A 17657-nucleotide genomic window follows, 5' to 3' on the forward strand; every position below is an offset into this window, starting at 1 on the left:
TCTATCGCAGCGTCACCCGGCCTTCGCCTCGTCGTTGCCACGCAACAGGTGGATCAGCGCCGAAAAGTCGTCGCCGCCATGCCCGAGTTTTTCGAACAGCGAATACAGTTGCGCCGCCTGCGCACCCATCGGCGTCGTTGCACCGGTGGCCTTACTCCACCCCTTCCCGATTGCCCTGACATGGCAACACGCCACTCATCCTCAGGGCCTTTTCCAGATCTCTAGCCAGGCTGTGTCGTGCCGCTTTGCTTTCGTCCGGATCTCGAATGCGCAAAATGTACGACGGGTGCCAGGAGATGAGGACCGGTCCGCCATGGAGGCCGAGCTCGATCCCTCCCCTGCGCTCCGCCATCGGCCTGCTATCATCCGTCAAGGCAAAGGCTGCGGATGCGCCGAGCGCGAGCGTGATGCGCGGCTTGACGAGGGCAAGCTCGAGCCCCAGCCACCAGCGGCAATGGGTGATCTCGCCACGATCGGGGTTGCGGTGCAGCCGCCGCTTGCCGCGCGGACTGAACTTGAAGTGCTTGACCGCATTGGTCAGCCACAACGCTTTTGCGTCGACATGGGCGTTGGCAATGAGTTCCCGCAGCAATTGTCCAGCGGGCCCCGTGAACGGACGTCCCTCAAGATCTTCGCGATCACCTGGCTGTTCGCCCACAATCATGAGGGCAGCGTCTTGAGCACCTTCGCCCCAGACTGTTTGGGTCGCAGCCTCGCAAAGTCCACAACGCCGGCATTGGAGGGCGGCCTCGCGTGCCTCCTCCAATGTGGACACCTGCTCCGCAGCCTGCGGCAGCGAGGCGCGGTAGCGATCGGAGATAGTGGCCGAGCCCACCCTTGGAGCAGAGAGGCCGGCGTCATGCATCCTTTGGACGCGTGCCTCCGCTTCGGCAAGCATCTGAGGGATAAGGCGGGTTTCGGGCAGATTGTGCCAGTATTTCTTCGGCATCTCGGATTGCATCGCGTTGAGTTTGATCCGGGCCGGATTGAATATGTTGGTGAAGTAGGTCGCCCAAAGTGTCTCGGCCGCGTCGTCGGGAAGTTCAGGCTTGCTGGCGCCGGGACCAAAGGTGAGCGCGCCATCGACGAAGCAAGCGGTCAGCCGTGGCGTCGCGATCGTCCAGTCCATGTCCGCAAAGCGATCCGCAAAGAAAGAACTCCCGGGCTCCAAGGTGTTGTGCGACGGTTCGAACCAGGCCGCGAAGCGGCGACGGGGTCCCGGCGAAGACAATTCCCGAAACCGCACGAATGCATGCATCTTGTGAATGTCGCGACGAACGGATTTCTGCATCAGCATCAGCTTGCGCCCCAGCGGATCGACGGGCGCAAGCGGCTCGCCGTCACACCTGTCGAGGCGCCATAAGGCACGATAAAGCAGCGCCAGCCGGTCCAGCGCCGAATGCCAGATCACCGATCGCGCGAACTCTATGAAGGCTGGCGGCACGCGCGCCGCGTGCGGGCCGGGAACCTCAGGAAGCGGCATGGTCTCGAACAGTCCCCTGGAACCGTTCCATTCAATCTCTTCCGGCGGAATCTCGTGGCTGATGGCGCGTCGAGCGGCGTCTCGCCAGGCGTCAAAGGTTCCGTTTTCGGGGATTGAGACGGCGTAGGTCACAGGAGTCGAAGCTGCTGGGCCGGCGGCGCGAAATGTGAGCGCAGGTCTCGGCTATCCGTCAAACTGCCAGGGCTCCAGCCCGGAAGGGCCACGAAGGGGCGCGCCTTGCGCGTCAAGGCACCGATGCGCGCCAGGTCCTCCACCCGCAGAGATCGGTTGCGCCGCGCGGTGACGATACGGTCGACAACGCGCACGCCGAAACCCGGCACCCTCAGGAGCATATCGCGAGGAGCGACATTAACATCGACCGGGAACAGTCCGCGGTTTTTCAGGGCCCAGGCCGTCTTCGGGTCAAGCTCCAGATCGAGAAAACCGCCTTGCGTTCCGGTCGCGATCTCCTCGGCCGTAAAGCCATAATATCGCAGCAGCCAGTCCGCTTGATAGAGCCGATGCTCGCGCAAAAGCGGTGGCTGGACCAGGGGAAGCGCCGACGACGTATCGGGAATCGGCGAGAACGCCGAGTAGTACACGCGGCGCAGCTTGTAGCCGCTGTAAAGGCGGGTTGCACAGGACAGAATGGCCGAGTCGTCGGCGCCATCGGCGCCGACGATCATCTGCGTGCTCTGGCCGGCCGGCGCAAAGCGCCGGGGCTTGCGACCGGTGTGGGTCCTGTCTTGCGCCGCCTCGCCCTCAAGCCTGACCTGTGCCATGGCCGCGCGAATGGTTTCCGGTCGCTTTTCCGGCGCCAGCTTGCGCACGCTCGCATCCTTGGGAAGTTCGACATTGATCGACAACCGGTCGGCCCAGAGACCTGCTTCGCGTATCAGCTCGGCCTGGGCGTCGGGAATGGTCTTGAGATGGATGTACCCCTTGAAACCGTGGACTTGCCGGAGCGTTCGAGCGATGCGGACCATATCGGCCATGGTTTGATCGGGCGAACGGATGATGCCGGAAGACAAAAACAATCCCTCGATGTAGTTGCGCCGATAGAATTCGAGGGTCAGCGATACGACTTCTTCGACGGTGAACCGCGCGCGCTCCGCATTCGAACTGACGCGGTTGATGCAATAGGCGCAATCGAAGATGCAGAAATTCGTCATCAGGATCTTCAGCAGGGAAATGCATCGTCCGTCTGGCGTGTAGGCGTGACAAATGCCGCTACCACCGGAAGAACCCAGCCCCCCTTTACGGGAATCGCGTTTTTCACCGCCGCTTGATGCACATGAAGCGTCATACTTGGCCGCATCCGACAGGATCGCCAGCTTCTCGCGAAGTGTCAGTTTCGTCATGGCCTGGATCATATTTGTTCACGTTATGTTCGTCAAGTTTCAAGTCGAGACCCGGATCGCCGCGCGTGCACGGATGCCGCTCGGCATGCATATCTCGCCGATAACAAGGAAATTCTGGCCGGGTAGCCTGCCGGGTTAACGGAGTATGGCGCTCTGCCCACTTGTCCTCCAGCCGTGGTCGAAATATCCTCCACCCTGGGAGCTGCGATCAAGTGGATACCAATGTCGTCATCGTCGGTGCAGGGCCGGCTGGCCTTGCGGTTGGCGCCTGCCTAAGGCGGGCGGGAATCGAGTTCGTCATGCTCGAAAAGGCGCAAGACGTGGCGCCGTCCTGGCGACACCACTACCGGCGGCTTCACCTGCATACGGTGAGGAAATTTTCCTCGTTACCGTACATGCCATTCCCGCAAGACTATCCCCGTTACGTGCCACGCGAAAAAATGGTCGCCTACCTCGACGCCTATGCCGAGCGTTTCGAACTCCGACCACGCTTCGGGGAGACGGTCAAATCCATCCGCCGCGACAACGGCTACTACCAGGTCGAGACCGAAGCGTTGTCCTTCCACGCACGCCATGTCGTGATCGCTAGCGGCAACAATGCCGATCCCGTCGTTCCGAACCTGCCTGAGATCGAGACCTTCAAAGGCCGGCGGCTGCACAGCGCGGATTACACCGAGGCCGCGCCCTTTACCGGCCAGTCGGTACTGGTTGTCGGCATGGGCAACACCGGCGCCGAGATCGCGCTCGACCTTGCCGAGCACGGCGCGCGCCCAACGCTGTCGGTACGAAAAGGCGTCCACATCGTACCGCGCGAACTGTTCGGCGTGCCGATCCAGATCATCGGCATTGCGACCCAAGCACTGCCGCAAGCGGCGAACGACCGGTTGTTCCCCATCATCCTCGACCTCGCGCTGGGCAAGCTCGAAGAATACGGCATCACCAGACCGAAACAGGGCATTCTCGCGCAAATCGGCGCCGGACGTATCCCGGTCATCGATGTCGGCACGGTGAGAGCGATCAAGTCCGGCGACATCAAGGTGGCACCAGACATCAGCTGTTTTACCGAAGGCGGCGCCATTTTCGTTTCAGGCGTGGCGACGGAATTCGATACGGTCATCCTCGCCACCGGCTACCGGCCCGGCTTCGAGACGTTCCTGCCGGCGGAATTGCGGCCGGGCAAGAGCGGCGTCACGCGAAAGGCGGCCGAGTTCGGCCTTTATCTCGTCGGTTTCCACAATCCGGTCTCAGGCCTCTTGAGGGAAATCGGCAGGGAAGCGTCCGCCGTTGCCGCCGACATCGCGCGGCGCAGCCGCGCAGCGTAACGACCAACCTCAACGGCTATTTTTCCGGCCGCGCCGAATGCGAGCGATGCACGGTGCGGAGTTGCGCGATCGGCTCTCGAGCGCCGGTCGAGACGGGTGGTCGCAGGAACCAAGATTGTTCGTGTCGGGCCGGATTGCCATCGCTCCCTGCGGCGCACTCGATCAAACCCACCGCACATGATAGGCGTGAAAACACGACAGCCTGTCGTGAACGTTCAACTGACAAGGTGAAATAAATGCGCGTTGCAATCGTGTTGGCAATCGTTCTTGGCCTCTCCGCATGCTCTCAGACTGGCGGTGGCGGCTATAGCGGGAACTACGAAGGCGGCGACGGTGACTTCTATCCCGGGATCGTGGCGCCAAGGTAAGTCCCGCCTTCCCCGCGAACCGCGAGCGCTTCTGCTCGAAACATTGTGCTATCGGATTCGTACACAACGCAAACAGCGGCTTCGGCGGGTTCCCGTCGAAGCAAAGGGGGGCGCCTGCATATCTTTGCTGAATCCGAAAACCCCTAAAATTAACCCAATTTTAAGCATGCACTTTAAAATGGAATCCTGCTGTATTAGTGTGTTCCGAAGATGAGGAACGCACGTCGCTCCGCAATGCCTCGAAATGCAAAGCGGGACGAAAACGACAACAAGAATGCCGCCATCCATCAATCCTTGACAGCGGCACCCGATTTCAGCCTTCTCCCGACACTACATAAACGCACTCCAATAGTACTGTAATATTTTCAGACAGACTTCAGATTTCCGGCAAATTCCAGAACAAATTTATATGTCACGGAGATTATGTTATTATGGGAATTTCAGTTGCTTTCGTCGACGACCACCCCATTTTGCTTGAAGGGTTGGTCAGCATTTACTCCGGGAAGAGCGACCTTGACATCGTCGCCAAGGGTGAGAATGCGATCGACGCGCTGAAAATAGTTGAAGAACACGCGCCGCATGTGCTCGTGCTCGACCTCAGCATGCCAGGTGACGCCGTTGCTGCCATCGATCTGATCGCACAAAAATATCAGGGGACGCGGATTATCGTCTTCACCGCGAACTCGAGCATAGAAACGGCGATCCAGGTGCTGAATTACGGGGTGGCCGGTTACGTTCTCAAAGGCAGCACGGCGAGCGATCTGCATCAGGCGATACGCACGGTCCACGGCGGGGAAACATTCATCACGCCGGGCTTCGCCACAAAAGTCATCATGGCTATGAAGACCGCGGAAATGCGTCGGCGCAAGCAGGCGCAACAGCGCCTGAGTTTACGCGAGGAACAAATCGTTCGTCATCTGATGCGCGGCAGCACCAACCGCGAGATCGCGCGATGTCTTGATATCAGCGAGAAGACCGTCAAACACTACATGACGTTGCTGATGCAGAAGCTCGATGTCAGGAATCGTTTGGAAGTGGTGCTGGCCGCCCAACGTCTGGAAGTGCTTCCAGACGCCACATTTGAGCGCGAGCGGATCAACTAGGCGTCCGGCCACCAATGCCGATGTGATCCAAACCTTCGACGATAAACTGCCGCTTTGCGTCGCACGAACGCACGGCCAGACGCCTCCTAAAGCGCCTGCCAGGTCCACGAGGGCGACGACGAAAGCAGGATCGTGTCAGCCGTCGGGAAAGCCGCCGCCGTGATCAAGCGGCAAGACCGCGATCACGACAGTCCCATTGTCGCGGCGAACAGTACGCATCCGCCCCCCGAAAGCACGAATGCGGCGCCTCTGAGCAACCGTTCCTATCCCTGAGTGACCGGAGCCAACGGACTGTGCCGTTGCATCGGCTCGCAGCCCAATGTCAGCAACCCGAACGAAAAGGCACTTGCGCCGCGTGGCAAAGCTTACGCGCTGACGGTTGCCGGGTGCGTGGCGCTCGCCGTTCATCAACGCCTCCTGGATGAAGCGGTAAACGCAGATATTCAGGTGCGCGTCTATCCTTGAGGAAGCGACCTGCCCGTAGACTGCGACGTCGCGGCCTGTGAAATCCACATGGCGTGATACCGCAAGCCGGATCGCCTCGGTAAGCGACATGTCGTCGAGCTCCGGCAGCACGAGATCCGACGAGATGTCGCGAAGATCGTCCAGCACCGCGGTCACAATCGAGACGAGCTTTCCAACATCGTGGCGGCTCGCCCGTTCACCGGCAGGGGAGGCCAAATCGCTGAGCCGGAGCTTGAGAAGGGTGAGAAGTTGCACCGGACCGTCGTGCAGATCACTGCCGATCTGGTTTAGGATCATCTCGTTGAGTTTTCCCGCCTCGAGCCGGGCGTTGTCGGCAGCCGAACGCAATCTGCGGTTCTGGTTGGAAAGCTCGACCGCTCGCGTGAGGCTACGCTTGATGTCGTCATGCTGTCGGTCAATGAGCCGACTGCCGCTTCGCACGATCAGAAAGAGCAAGGCGAGCATGGGAACGGTTACAAACAGCACCGTTCTTACGGTCGAAATCCAGGCGACCGACAATTCCTGCAGCAGCGCGTCAGGTCGCTCGTAGAATTCACCGACAAGGATGACTTGGCCGGCCGCGTCACGAACAAGCGGGGCATAGATCTCGATTGAGGTGCCGCGCTCTTCGCCGTTGGCATATTGGTGCTTCTGAGTTTCGGTGCGTCCGACGACGACCTCACCGGCAAGCGCCCGCTCCAACTCCTCGAAGACGACGTTCTCGGTCACGCTCAAGCCGGAGCTTGAGTACATGATGGTGCCGTCGGGCTCCCAGATCTTCAACTCGTGAACGTGCTGGCCGAGCGCGCTCGTTGCGACCAGATCCTTCAATTTGCGCTCTACGCCCGGCGACAACTCGCCACGTTCGATATCCTCCGGCGAAATGAGCGGCGCGACGAACGTCTCCAAGGACGCCGCTCCAAGCGAGCCGGCGGTGTTCAGGACCGCGTTTTCCAGGCGGTTGGTCGTCAGGATGGCGAGAGTGACCATAAGCGCCAGCACGACAAACGACGCGATGAGGATGAACTGGGTTTCCAGCCGCAGGCGCCGGAACAAAGAAAGCAGCCGTGCAACCCTTGTTGATCGAAGCAAGTTCGACAACGGAACTTCAGTCGTCACCTGATCGGCATTTCCGGGGTTGTCCATCATTTCGCCTGGGTGTCTGAATGATCGCTGGACGCGTAAGGGGACGGCTCAAGGCATGCCTCAAGCTCTCGGGCTTGCCGAAGGCTTCAAGTGGCGCTGCGCCAAGAGGGCCGCCTCTACCCGGTTTTTAGCACCGAGCTTCGTCAGCAAGCGGCCGACATGGAATTTCACCGTCTTGATCTGCACGCCCATTTCCTCTGCAATCATTCGGTTGGTGAAACCGCGCCCGAGCAGACGAAAGACAACCGCTTCCTTCGGCGACAGCTTGTCGACCAAGCGCTCCACCCGGTGGCCCTCGGTACGATTGCGAATAACGCCGAACAGACGCATGCCAAGTGCTGGCGAGAGATAGGCTTGCCCATCGGCGACGGTCGAGATCGCAGCAATCAAGTCCGGCGCGGGCGCACCCTTCAACACATAGCCCGCCGCGCCGGCATCGAGTGCCTCCAGCACGTCATCGTCCTCTTCGGATACGGTCAGCATCACGACCTTGGTTTCGGGCCACCGCGCGGAGATCTCGCGGGCCGCATCGATGCCGTTTCCGGGCATAGAGATGTCGAGCAAAGCCACGTCCGGCAACAGCTTCTCAACCAGTCGCAGGGCATCGTCCTTAGAGCCCCCTTCCCCGACGACGTCGAAGTGCTTCTGCAGTCCGAGCGCCTGCAAGACGCCCATCCGGAATAGCGCGTGGTCGTCGACGACAATCACCGACGTGTGCTCACCCATCGAGCATGCCTCCGAGATCCAGCGTCATTTTGAGTTCCGCTCCGTCCTGGCGCTGATTGAACTTCAACGTTCCACCAAGACTCTCAACCCTTTGCTTCAGGCCATGGATGCCGAGACCACCACCACCCGGCCTCTCGACGGATCTATTTTCTCCCATCGCTCCGCCTCGGTCGGAAAGGCTGAGCAGCAAGGTCGAGCCATCGATACGGCAACGGACTGCCTGCCCTTTCCCCCCCGCATGGCGCTGGGCGTTGTTGAGCCCTTCCTGGACGAAGCGGTAGACGCAGGTCTTGATGACCGGCGGCAAATTCATCTTGCTGCCGCTGGCCTCGACCTCGACCTGCGTACCCGTCCGGGCCTCGTGCAGTTTTACCGCCCGCGCAATGACCTGGTCGAGATCGAGGCTCTCGATATCAGGCACAAGCAGCGAACGCGCGATCAGTCGTATTTCCTTCAAGGCTTCATCCAAGGTCCCGCCGATCGCCTGCACGGCCTCTTCGCGTTCTGCCTTGGAACGCGCCTGTCGCAACGGCTCCAACTGAAGGACGGCAAACCCGATGAGCTGGGCCGGACCGTCATGCAGGTCAGCCCCAATGCCACGGGTCAGGCGCTCGTTGAAATCTGTCATGCGCAGCGAGGCGATCCGAGCACGGTCACGCAGCACGCGAATCTCCTCGGATACCCGCTCGGCTTCCTCGGCCCGCTGTTCCAGGCGCACACGTTGCTGCTCGATCGTGGCGCTGCCACGACGGACGATGCCGAACAGGCCAAGCATGATGAGGGTGGATGCACCCGCAACGACCGTCCAACCGATCAGCCGCACCTTAAAGATTTCCCAGTGCAGGACGTCCGTGTCTTCGTGTATTTCCGCAACGGCAACCACCTCGCCCGTGTCGCCCCGACGCACCGGGCTGTAGATTTCAAGGTAGCGCGCGTTCAGGCTCCTGAGCGTGTGTTCGCTTGCGGTGAGATCCGCGTACTCCGCCGCCACGTCTCCACGCAGAGCCCGGACCAATCCTTGGGGTGGATTGAAGCGGCGACCGATCAGCTCCTTCGAAGTGGAATAGGCCACGGTCGCGTCCGGCAACCACAACTCGAAATACGGAAAGCGGTCCTTGAATTGCGGTTCGGCGAAAAGCTGGTCGAGCCGTGTCCGGCGATCCGGTGAAAGCTGGCCGGTTTCAGCCAGTTCGTTGCCGATTGGCTCAAGAATGCTTTGCATGAAGAGGGCTGTCGCGGCCGCACGATCGACCGCGGCGTTCTTTGAGACTTCGCGAGAAATAAGATAGCCCGAGACGGCCGCGACAACCAGAATAAGGACACTGCTTGCGAGCAGGAACTGCATGGAGAGGGTTTGGCGGCCAAACCATTGGCGTATCGGCGGTGAACGGCGACGGACGACGGCCGCCGATCCTACCGGCATGGTGGATTTCTGAAGAATGCCCCGTGAATGCTCCGTCACGCTGCGCGGTTTCCTTTCGGATTGCGTGCGGCGGAAATGCGTCGCCCCGATCGATCCGCCCCAGAAGATGATGGCACTATTCTGCCAAATTGAAAGACCTTCTCCAGTTAATATCTAGGGGCCAAAGAAGAACTAGTCTTAGGTCCAGATTCTCTATTGGTCCAAATCCACAATCGTCACGGCCACTGGTCGGAAATCCATTCGGCCATTCGTCGGCAATCTCGCCCGACCTTGCGCCGTTTCTTTCTTCGGCACCGTCGCCCATCATACGACCATCAGCAGGCATGCGACCGGTGAACAAGCCGGGCATTCGAGACGAAACAACCGGCGCGTGAGCGAGGACAACCTCGCCGCCGGGCGGTGGAACTTTGTTTGAAACGGGCGGCCGCGGCTGACGCGCCGGCACCGACGGAGGGTAGAATGGTAAAGCTCAACAGAAACGACCTTGATTTCATCCTCAAGCAGATCAAGATCGCCGAGGCCCATACGGCGGCCATCAATGACGGCGCCGACCCGCGCGCTGCTCTCGAACAACTGGTCTCGAGCCCCCTTCTTCCCTACGGCCTGCGCACCGTCGACGGTTCCTTCAACAACTTCCAGCCGAACATGACGCAATTCGGCTCGTCAGATGAAACGATGGTGCGGTTGCTGACGCCGAACTACGCGCCAGCCGAGATCAACCCGCGCAACGGCCAGCAAACGAGCTATGCCGATCCGACGGGTTCCGTCTATGACAGCCAGCCGCGCCTGATCTCCAACATCGTCGCCGACCAGTCGCTCAATAACCCGGCGGCAATCGCCGCGGCCCTTGCCTCTGTCGACATCAAGGGCGCCGAAGCGCTCGGCATCGTTCGCACCGTCATGGATCTGCAGGCGGCGGCACGCGCTGCTCATGCTGCCGTTGCCAATGCGGCGGCCAACGCAGCCGCCGCGGTCGCGGCAGCCGACATCGTGGTCGCCAACGCCCAAGCTGCTCAAGCAACGGCACAGTCGAGCTACGACGCCGCCGCCGCGGCCCAGGCTGGAGCGGTCCAGGCGCTCGCCTCAGCCAATGCCGCCCTGTCCTCAGCGGTTGCAGCGCGCGACGCGCATGCGCCTGTTCTGGCCAATGCTCAGGCCGACGCCGCTGCAGCGCTTGCCGCAAGCCAGGCGGCAGCCGCTGCCGTTTCGCTCGCAACAGGTGAGCGCGACGTCGCCTTTGCCAATCTCGCTTTGGCGCAGCAGGCCGAGAGCGCCGCTCTTGCAAACTTCCAGGCCGATCCAACTCCGGCAAACGGCGCCGCCTATCTCGCAGCCGTCGACGCCCGCCAGGACGCGCAAATCGCTTACGACACATCGGTTGAAACCCTGGAAGACGCCTCTGCGGCACTGAGTGCCGCGCAGGCGGGGCACGCAACCGCCGTTGCCACCTTGCAGGACGCGGTTGCCGAGCAGCAGACGCTGACGAATGCGGTGGATGCGGCAGCGAGCACGGCATCGAGCGCGGCGGCCGCCCTTTCCAGTGCCGACGCGGCCCTTGGCGTCGCCGCCGCCGATCTGGCGAATGCTACGGACGCGCTCAATGACGCCATTGACGCGCGCGCAGCGATCCTGACCGGCAATGCAGCGACAGCCGCTGCGCAGGCGCTTGCCGAGGCGGCAGACGCGGCCGTCATCGACGAGCTCTCGTCTCACGGCGTGACGATGGACGGCGACAACGTCTTCATCAAGAACATCGCGGCCGACCTCGGCGACACCGCCTCGTTCAACGGTTTCATGACTATCTTCGGCCAGTTCTTCGACCATGGCCTCGATCTCACCTCCAAGGGAGGCAGCGGCAATGTCATCATCCCTCTGCAGCCGGACGATCCGCTCTACGTCCCTGGAAGCCCGACCAACTTCATGATCCTCACCCGTGCCACCAACAACCCCGGCCCTGACGGCCAACTGGGTACGGCCGACGACATTCGCGACCATCGCAACGAGACAACGCCCTGGATCGACCTCAACCAGGTCTACACCTCCAATCCCTCGCACCAGGCCTTCCTGCGTGAGTACGTGCTCGTCGATGGCAAACCGATGGCGACCGGCGAGATGTTGCAAGGTGCGACCGGCGGACCGCCGACCTGGGCCGACATCAAGAACCAGGCAAGAGAGCTGCTCGGCATCGAGCTCAGCGACATGAACGTCCACAGCGTGCCGCTTCTGGTGACCGACCTCTACGGCGAGTTCGTCCGCGGACCGAACGGCCTGCCGCTGATGATGACCGCCACCGGGCCGGTCGAGGGCAACCTGGCCACTCCAATCGACGCACTCACGTCCCTCAGCGCGGGCCGCGCCTTCCTCAACGACATCGCCCACAGCGCAGTGCCGAGCGGCCCGGTCGATCACGACCGGAACCCCGCGACGGCGCCCGTCCCCGTGCTGGCCGATGCCGACGACATCACCGGCAACCCGATTATTCCGAACGCATTCGGCGTCAACACCACCTATGACGACGAGCTTCTGGACGCCCACTTCGTCGTCGGCGACGGGCGCGGCAACGAGAACATCGCGTTGACGGCGACCCATTCGGTCTTCCACAGCGAACACAACCGGCAGGTCAACGCCATCAAGGCGACGGTGCTGGCCGAAGGCGATCTGGCGCTTCTCAACGAGTGGCTGCTGGTCGACGTGACCACCTTCCCGGCGAGCCCCGCAGGCCTCGTCTGGGACGGCGAGCGCCTGTTCCAGGCGGCGCGTTTCTCGACTGAAATGGTCTACCAGCATCTTGTCTTCGAAGAATTCGTCCGTGCCGTCGCACCGCAGATCGACGCTTTCGTCTTCTCGCATTCGGTCGAGCTCGACGGCGCGATATTCGAAGAATTCGCCCAGGTCGTCTATCGTTTCGGCCACTCGATGCTTGCCGAAAACGTCGAGATGCTGACGCTCAATGCCCAAGGGGTAGCGACCCCTCAGGAACTCGGCTTGATCGAAGCGTTCCTGAACCCGGTGGCTTTCAACAATGCGGGCGTCGATGCCCACGCCGCCTCCGGCGCCATCATTCGCGGCATGACCTATCAGGCCGGCAACGAGATCGACGAGTTCTTGACCAGCGCCCTGCGCAACAACCTCGTCGGGCTGCCACTGGACCTTGCTGCCGTCAACATCACCCGCGCCCGCGAGACCGGCATTCCCTCGCTCAACGAGGCGCGGCGCCAGATATACGAGCAAACGCAGGACAGCTATCTCAAGCCCTATGAAAGCTGGGCGGATTTCGCCCAGCACATCAAGAACCCGCTTTCGATCGTCAACTTCATCGCTGCCTACGGCACGCATGAAACGGTCATTGCCGCCACCACGGCCGAAGCCAAACGCGACGCGGCATGGGATCTCGTCTTCGGCTCGGCCGGCGAGACACCGGCCGAGCGCCAGGCGCGCCTCGACTACCTGAATTCGACCGGCACGTGGGCCGCGCGAGAAACCGGTCTCAACAAGGTGGACTTCTGGATCGGCGGCCTCGCCGAAACGCTGATGCCGTTCGGCGGCATGTTGGGTTCGACCTTCACCTTCGTCTTCGAACTGCAGATCCAGAACCTGCAGAACGGCGACCGCTTCTACTATCTGAGCCGCACGCAAGGTCAGAACCTGCTCAACGAACTCGAAGCCGACAGCTTTGCCGACCTGATCCGCCGCAACACCGACACCGAGGATACCGGCCTGCATATCAACGGCTCGGCCTTCCAGACCGCAGACTACATCATCACGATGGATCAGACCAAGCAGTGGAACCACGGGCTTGGCAATGCGGATCCGACCCGTGAGGGCGATGTCATCTCTGCCGTCACTGGCACCGACTCGCTTGTCATTCGCGGCACGAACTATCTGCGCTTCACCGGCGAGGAGCACGTTGTGCTCGGCGGCACCAATGCCGGCGAAACCCTGATCGGCGGTGCCGGCGACGACACCATCTGGGGCGAAGGCGGCGACGACCGCATCGAAGGCGGCTTTGGTGTCGACCATCTGCACGGCGGTGATGGCGACGATATCATCACCGACAGCGGCACCGATATCGGTGACGGCGACGTGATCAAGGGTGAAGGCGGCGACGACGTCATCAATGGCGGCATGGGCCTCGACTTGATCTTCGGCGGCGCCGGCAACGACGTGCTCGCCGGCGGCGAGGACGTGAAGACCATTTCCGGCGGTGAGGGCCACGACTTCATCCGCGCACCCACGGGGGGCGGCACGCTTCTCGGCAACGAGGGTGACGACTGGATGGAAGCCCAGGGGAACATGACGACCCTCACCGGCGACAATTCCGAACTGTTCTTCAATTCGCGCATCATCGGCCATGACGTGATGATCGCCGGCGAGAACGATACCGATTTCGACGGCGAATCCGGCGACGACATCATGGTTCAGGGGATCGGAATCAACCGGTCCAACGGCATGGCCGGCTTCGACTGGACGACGTTCAAGAACAACAATTACGACGCCGATGCGAACATGAACATCAGCATCTTCGTCAACCAGCAGAATAACATCCTGCGCGATCGCTACGACCTCGTCGAAGGCCTCTCGGGCTGGGACCGCAACGACACGCTCACCGGTCGCGACGTCGTCATCGGCGGGTATGACCCGAACGGCAACGCCGCCCAGGTCGATCCCGACGCTCCGATCGAGAGCTTCTCCAACGCTCTGCTCGAAAAGAACGTCGACCGGATCGCAGGCCTGCGCGATCTCGTCGCCCACCTCCAGCGTTTCGACCTTTACAACCCGCACAACCTCGATGCGAACGGCGCACCGATCAACCCGGCGGGGCCCAAGGAAATCGCCGTGATGGATACGTCCGACGGCTCGGACATTCTGCTCGGCGGCGGCGGGTCGGACACGATCCGCGGCATGGGCGGCAACGACATTATTGACGGCGACAAATGGTTGAACGTGCGCATCCTCGTCTCGCCGCGTGAAGGGCAGACATGGTCCGCCTTCAGCATCGACTCGATCGCGCAGATCCAGACCCGCCTGTTCTCGGGCGAGATCAAGCCGAGCCAATTGCAGGTCGTCCGCGAGATCATCGACGGCGGCAATGCGGGCGACGTGGACACGGCCGTCTACTACGACAACTTCGAGAATTACGAGATCACCTACAATGCCGATGGCAGCGTCACGGTCGCCCACACCAACCCGACCGTCGGCGTCATCGATCCGGTAACCGGACGCAATCTCGAAGCCGAGGGCACCGACCGTCTCTTCAACATGGAACGCATCCAGTTCGCCGATCGGATCCTCGACCTTCGCGGCCCGTCGATCGACCTGCACGCCTTCGAGCGAGCAAACTACGCCGACGCGTTCGGCGCGGCGAACTACGCCAACTCCAACGGATCGGCAAGCTGGGCCTCGGCGTGGGCGGAGACGGGCGACCGCACCACCAACGTGGCGACGACCGGTGAAATCCGCATCAACGGCGGGCAGCTCGAATTCCGCCAGGATACGGGCGCGGGCTCGACGCCGGCGGGCGCCACGATCACCCGGGAGGTCGACCTCTCCATGGTCGGCGCAGGCACCGCGACGCTGAGCTTCAGCTACGAAGAAAGCGGCCTCGACAACGGCGAAACGCTGCAGGTGCAGTTCTCGAGCGATGGCACCAATTTCACCACCATGATGACAATTACCGGCGCATCGAACGATGGGACGGCAAACCTGTCGCTTGCCGGTCCCTTCTCGGCCACGTCTGCGGTGCGCTTCGTCTTCAGCGGCGTGAACGGCAACACCGAAACCGTGCGGATCGACAATGTGAACGTGGAATACACTACACCTGTCGACGACGGGACGACGGCCTGGAACGCGACCTTCACGGAAAATCAGGCCGCTGTCGGGATCTCGAGCCTCTCGGGCATTACCACCAACGAAACGATCGTCTCGGCTCGCGTCGTCTTGAAAAACATGGCCGCCGGCGACACGCTTTCGGCAACGACGGCCAACGGTCGGCCCGCGGCCATCGCGGTATCTCAGGCGGTTGTCGCCGGTGAACTCGTGCTGCAGCTCACCGGTCCGGCAACGGCGGCAGATTATCAGCGCGCCCTCGATGCCGTGCGTTTCTCCAACTCGTCCGACAATCCGGCGACGACGCCCCGCACGATCGAGGTGACGGTGAACGACGGAATTCGCAACAGCCAGCCGGCGACCGCCACCATCAGCGTCGTTGCAGTCGACGATCCCATGATCGCCAACAACGACCGCATCGTGACGAACTGGACCAATGGCAATCCGTTCACGATCCCGAGCTGGGCGCTGCTCGCCAACGATATCGACCCCGACAGCGCCCTGGCGATTTCGGCGATAACACAGACAAGTAACCTCGCAGCCACCCTTGGCCCGGATGGCGTCACGGTCAACGACAACGGGATTATCAACGGCGGTTCCTTCACCTACCGCGGCACGGGCACCGACACGGCAACCGTCGACGTGGTGCGCGATACCCTGGGCACGATCGACGGCGGGACCGGCAACGACATTCTCGTCGGCGACAATGCCGCCAACACACTCAACGGCAATGCAGGCAATGACATCATCTTCGCCGGTGGTAGCAATGACACGATCAACCAGAGCAGCACCCAGGGCCGCGACATCATCGACGGTGGCGCCGGCAGCGACACCTATGTCCTTTCGGGCAGTGCGGGCGCCGAGTTGTTCCGCATCTATGCCGTTACCGCCGGCCAGAACGCCAACCTGGCAGCGAGCCTGAATACGACGTTCCTGGCGTCGACGGAAATCGTGATCACCCGCACGGTCGGTGGCGTCGAGAGCGTGATCGCGGAGCTCGACAATATCGAGGAGATTACCGTCAACACCTTGAACGTGACGAACAACAACAACAATGGCGGCCCTGACCAGGGTGTCAGCCAAGGCGACACGATCCAGGTCATCGGCAACTTCGACACGACCAGCCTGAACTACTCGACGATCACCATCGAAGGGTCTAACGGCGACGACGTTGTCGACATTTCGAGCCTGTCTTCGGCGCACCGCATCGTCTTCCGCAGCAATGGCGGCCAGGACACCATCGTCGGTGTCCTGCGTCCCCAGGACGTTGTCGAAATCCCGACGGGTGCGGATCCCACCAGCTATGCCCAAACCGATAATGGCGACGGCACCAAGACGCTCTCGAACGGCGATCACTCCGTCACTTTCAGCGGCGATGCGCCCACCCTTGTCGCCAGCGACGACGATGATGATGACCATGACGACGACGAAGATGACGATCATGGTGGGTCGGATGACGGCGACGATGACAGCTGCGGCTCGGATGACGGATCGGGCTCCGGCGACGGCGATGGCACGCCATTGCCTGCTGCAGCCCGCACGCTGATTGGCACGGCGGCCTCCGACGTGCTGCTCGGTGGGGCAGTTGGCGACATCCTTCTTGGCGGGGCGGCCGCTGATATTCTCTCCGGCGACGGCGGCGACGACGTCCTGCGCGGCGAGGATGGAGACGACGTGCTGAGTGGCGGCGACGGCAATGACGTTGCCTCCGGCGGCGCTGGCAATGACGAGGTCCATGGCGGAGCCGGGGCCGACATGTTGTTCGGCAATGAAGGCGCCGACCTGATCTACGGCGATGCCGGCAACGACATCATCGAAGGGGGTGCCGGGTCTGACAAGATCTGGGGTGGCGACGGCGATGACATCGTGCTCGCAACCAAGGGCGACGGCGACGACAGCTACTGGGGCGGCGACGGCAACGATACGCTCGACTACTCGGTCGCCACGGGCAACCTCAAGGTGGATCTCGGCAACGGCTTCATGGGCCGCGGCCAGGTGGTCGGAACCGAGGTCGGCAACGACACCATCTACGGCTTCGAGAACTTTATCGGCGGCTCAGGCCACGACGAGATCACTGCATCGACGGCCGTCAACATCATGGACGGCGGCCTCGGCGAAGACGTCTTCCGCTTCACCTCGGTGGCGGCGGCCGATGGCGATACGATCTTCGGCTTCTCGCCGGGCGACCGCATCGATTTCTCGGCGATCGACGCCAACTCCGGGCAGGCCGGAAAACAGGCCTTCACCCTGTCCAGCGGGACAACGCTTTCGGGAGCCGGCCAGATCGTGGTGACGCATGAGACACGCGACGGCGCCGATGTGACCGTCATCCGTGGCAGCGTCGACGCCAATCCGGATGCCGAGTTCTCGCTGACGCTGGACGGCACCCACAACCTCAAGCTCGCCGACTTCAACGGCGTCTCTTGAACGTGAA

General features: G+C 61.9%; 8 protein-coding genes and 1 pseudogene. 3 read left to right on the plus strand and 6 right to left on the minus strand.

Going from position 1 to position 17657, the window contains the following annotated elements:
• Window positions 1-12 precede the first annotated feature (12 nt).
• The 3 genes and pseudogenes from VGO04_RS30130 to VGO04_RS30140 all read right to left on the minus strand — a co-directional run.
• A pseudogene (locus tag VGO04_RS30130) lies at window positions 13-150 on the minus strand (3-hydroxyisobutyrate dehydrogenase); the annotation flags it as partial.
• A 1-nt stretch (window position 151) separates the two neighbouring features.
• A complete protein-coding gene (locus VGO04_RS30135; RefSeq protein ID WP_327499658.1) occupies window positions 152-1615 on the minus strand; it encodes a UdgX family uracil-DNA binding protein in 1464 nt (487 codons plus the stop codon).
• Window positions 1612-2844, minus strand: a complete 1233-nt coding sequence (locus tag VGO04_RS30140) for a putative DNA modification/repair radical SAM protein (RefSeq protein ID WP_327499659.1) — start codon at window positions 2842-2844, stop codon at window positions 1612-1614. Before VGO04_RS30140 ends, VGO04_RS30135 begins: the two co-directional genes overlap by 4 nt.
• A 212-nt stretch (window positions 2845-3056) precedes the next feature.
• Here VGO04_RS30140 and VGO04_RS30145 point away from each other — a divergent pair, with 212 nt between their 5' ends.
• Both VGO04_RS30145 and VGO04_RS30150 read left to right on the plus strand, forming a co-directional pair.
• The gene (locus VGO04_RS30145; protein WP_327499660.1) at window positions 3057-4166 is read left to right on the plus strand and encodes an NAD(P)/FAD-dependent oxidoreductase; all 1110 of its coding nucleotides are present in this window, start codon (window positions 3057-3059) and stop codon (window positions 4164-4166) included.
• Window positions 4167-4965: 799 nt separating this feature from the next.
• Window positions 4966-5637 carry a response regulator transcription factor gene (locus VGO04_RS30150; RefSeq protein ID WP_327499661.1) on the plus strand — a complete coding sequence of 224 codons (672 nt, stop codon included), beginning with the start codon at window positions 4966-4968 and terminating at the stop codon, window positions 5635-5637.
• A 135-nt stretch (window positions 5638-5772) separates the two neighbouring features.
• Here VGO04_RS30150 and VGO04_RS30155 read toward each other — a convergent pair whose 3' ends face one another.
• From VGO04_RS30155 to VGO04_RS30165, 3 genes are all read right to left on the minus strand, one after another.
• On the minus strand, window positions 5773-7158 hold the full coding sequence (locus tag VGO04_RS30155) for an ATP-binding protein (protein WP_327499662.1): 1386 nt from the start codon (window positions 7156-7158) through the stop codon (window positions 5773-5775).
• A 150-nt stretch (window positions 7159-7308) separates the two neighbouring features.
• Entirely contained in the window at window positions 7309-7974 is a 666-nt protein-coding gene (locus VGO04_RS30160; RefSeq protein WP_327499663.1) for a response regulator transcription factor, read from the minus strand.
• Entirely contained in the window at window positions 7967-9436 is a 1470-nt protein-coding gene (locus VGO04_RS30165; RefSeq protein WP_327499664.1) for a sensor histidine kinase, read from the minus strand. Before VGO04_RS30165 ends, VGO04_RS30160 begins: the two co-directional genes overlap by 8 nt.
• Window positions 9437-9856: 420 nt before the next feature.
• Here VGO04_RS30165 and VGO04_RS30170 point away from each other — a divergent pair, with 420 nt between their 5' ends.
• Window positions 9857-17650 carry a peroxidase family protein gene (locus VGO04_RS30170; RefSeq protein WP_327499665.1) on the plus strand — a complete coding sequence of 2598 codons (7794 nt, stop codon included), beginning with the start codon at window positions 9857-9859 and terminating at the stop codon, window positions 17648-17650.
• Window positions 17651-17657: the final 7 nt, after the last annotated feature.

This window comes from Ensifer sp., from assembly GCF_035999185.1.
Classification (GTDB): Bacteria; Pseudomonadota; Alphaproteobacteria; order Rhizobiales; family Rhizobiaceae; genus Ensifer.